Below are 2661 nucleotides of genomic sequence, written 5' to 3' on the forward strand. Positions count from 1 at the left end.
ACTCGCCCTGATAGAGGACGCGCTCCTTCAGCGTGTCCGTCGTATCGCCCTCGTACACCGGAACCGGTTCCTGCGTGAGGATGGGGCCGGAATCGACCTTCGACTCCTCGACTTCGCCAGACTCGTCCGTCGCGTCAGTGACGACGTGGACGGTGCAACCGGTCATGCTCACGCCCGCGTCGAGCGCGTCGCCCCACGCGTCCATGCCGGGGAACGACGGGAGCAGGGACGGGTGGACGTTCAGCGTCGTCGGCGCGTCGTCCAGGAACTCGTCCGTCAGAATTCGCATGTAGCCGTCGAGGCAGACGAGGTCGAAGTCGTACGCCGCCAACGCGTCCAGAACGCGGCTCTCGTGTTCTTTCCGCGATTCGTCCTCGCCCAGTTCGACGACTTCCGTCGGAATTCCGCGCTTTTCGGCCTCGTCCAACACCGGCGCGTCCGCGCTGTTCGTGAGGACGACCGCCAGTTCGGCCCCGCCCGGCGCGAGGTCCGCGATGTGCATGAGGTTTCGACCACGGTTTCCGGCCATACCCGCAATCCCTGTCATGGGGGAAAGACGGCGCGGCGAGGGCAAAGTAGTTGCGGTCCAGCGACGGATTCTGTGCAACTTCGTGTATATATTTCACAGTGCATTCGTTATTTTTCCGTTTTGTATGCATACTTGTGCGTCACCGGACCGACACGCTTTTGCCGAACCGAACGGCAGGCACAGGTATGGATTCCCTTTACGCCGTCTCACCGATAGACGGGCGCTACGCGGGTCGAACCGCGCCGCTCCGCGAGTACGCGAGCGAGGCCGCGCTCATGCGTGCCCGCGTGCGAGTCGAAATCGAGTATCTCATCGCGCTGTCCGACCTCGACGTGACGCCGTTCGAGGTTGCGGCGGACGACCGCGAGGAACTCCGCACCGTCTACGAGGAGTTCGACGAGGAGGACGCAAAAATCGTCAAAGCGCTCGAAACCGAGGGTTACGAGGACTACCCCGCGACGAACCACGACGTGAAGGCGGTCGAGTACTTCATTCGGCGCTCGCTCCCGGATGGATTGGACCTCGGGTCGTGGATCCACTTCGCGCTGACCAGCGAGGACGTGAACAACCTCGCCCACCGACTGCTCGCCAAACCCGCCGTCGAGGAGGTCCTGCTCCCCGAACTCGCCGCCGTCCGCGACGAACTGTCCGACATGGCCCGCGAGTACCGCGACGTACCCATGCTCGCGCGGACCCACGGCCAACCAGCGACGCCGACGACGTTCGGCAAGGAGATGGCCGTCTACGCCGCTCGACTCGGCAAAGCAGTCGGCGAAGTCGAGCGCGCGGCCGAATCGCTCTCCGGAAAGCTCGCGGGCGCGAGCGGCACCTACGCGGCCCACGTCGCGGCGTACCCCAACGTGGACTGGCAGGAATTCTCCCGCGAGTTCGTGACGAACCTCGGTCTCCAACACACCGCGCTCGCCACGCAGGTCAACCCGTGTGACGACCTCGCGGCGCTGTTCGACGCGCTCCGCCGGGCGAACACCGTCCTCCTCGACATGGACCGCGACATCTGGCTCTACGTCAGCGACCGCTACCTCGGTCAACTGTCCACTGCGAGCGAGACAGGCAGTTCGACCATGCCGCACAAGGTCAACCCCATCGACTTCGAGAACTCGGAGGGCAACCTCTCGAAAGCCAACTCCGATCTGACGTTCCTCGGCGACTACATCACCACCTCCCGACTCCAGCGCGACCTCTCCGATTCCACCGTCAAGCGCAACATCGGGACCGCGTTCGCCTACTGCCTGCTCGGCTACACCAAGGCACAGGACGGCCTAGACAAGGTCGTCCCCAACGAGGAAGTCATGCGCGAGGAACTCGAAGCGACACCGGAAATCATCGGCGAAGCCGTCCAGACCATCCTCCGCCGGGAGGGCCACGGCGACGCCTACGAACGCGTCAAAGCCCTCACCCGCGGCAAGCGCGTCACCCTCGACGACTTCCGCGACCTCTTCGACGAGTTGGACGTGGACGAGGACCTGCGCGAAGAACTGCACGCCCTGACTCCCGCGGGATACATCGGCATCGCCGACGACCTCGTCGCCGACATCGACTGAGCGCGTCGAACCAGCCCGAACGGTTTCCTTTTCGTCCGTCGTTACCGGTTGCATGCCCTCGAAGTACGAACAACGTTCCATCGTCGCATCGTTCATCGCAGTCGTAACGATCGTGTACTGGTTTTTCGTTCGGCCGTGGCACCTGCGTTGGGGCACAACCGACGAGGAGGTCGATATGACCCTTCCCGGTGACGACATCCTTCGAACACCCGAGTCGCAGGTCACCCACGCCATCACCATCGACGCTCCGGCCGAGACCGTTTGGCCGTGGCTCGTCCAGATCGGGCAGGGCCGCGCCGGGTTCTACAGCTACGATTGGCTCGAAAACCTCGTCGGCGCGGATATTCACAACGCCGACCGGATTCTCCCCGAACAGCAGGACCTCCACGTCGGCGATACCGTTCGACTCGCTCCCGAGGAGTATCCGGTGCAGACGCCCGAATCGGCTCCCGAAGTGGCGGTTCTCGACGCCGAGCGGGCACTGGTGCTCCGACCGCCGGGACCCGAACCGCGATGGACGTGGGCGTTCGTCCTCCGACCGATGAACGACGGAACGACGCGATTCATCGT

Annotated in this window: 3 protein-coding genes; 2 read left to right on the top strand and 1 reads right to left on the bottom strand. The window is 64.2% G+C overall.

Annotated features, from left to right (window positions below; genetic code table 11):
- On the bottom strand, positions 1 to 547 hold a 547-nt coding region (locus WBV42_RS14555; protein ID WP_423986673.1), incomplete at its 3' end, for a phosphoribosylglycinamide formyltransferase.
- 167 nt (positions 548 to 714) lie between these two features.
- Between WBV42_RS14555 and purB the strand changes: the two genes are divergently transcribed.
- The gene (gene purB, locus WBV42_RS14560; RefSeq protein ID WP_423986674.1) at positions 715 to 2091 is read left to right on the top strand and encodes an adenylosuccinate lyase; all 1377 of its coding nucleotides are present in this window, start codon (positions 715 to 717) and stop codon (positions 2089 to 2091) included.
- A gap of 52 nt (positions 2092 to 2143) precedes the next feature.
- A partial coding sequence (locus tag WBV42_RS14565) for a hypothetical protein (protein WP_423986675.1) occupies positions 2144 to 2661 on the top strand: 518 nt, incomplete at its 3' end.

The organism is Haladaptatus sp., assembly GCF_049589095.1.
Classification (GTDB): domain Archaea; phylum Halobacteriota; class Halobacteria; order Halobacteriales; family Haladaptataceae; genus Haladaptatus.

What these genes read in the sequence shown, in the direction of transcription:
- purB (WP_423986674.1), top strand. Translation starts at nt 715, where the DNA reads ATGGATTCCCTTTACGCCGTCTCACCGATAGACGGGCGCTACGCGGGT.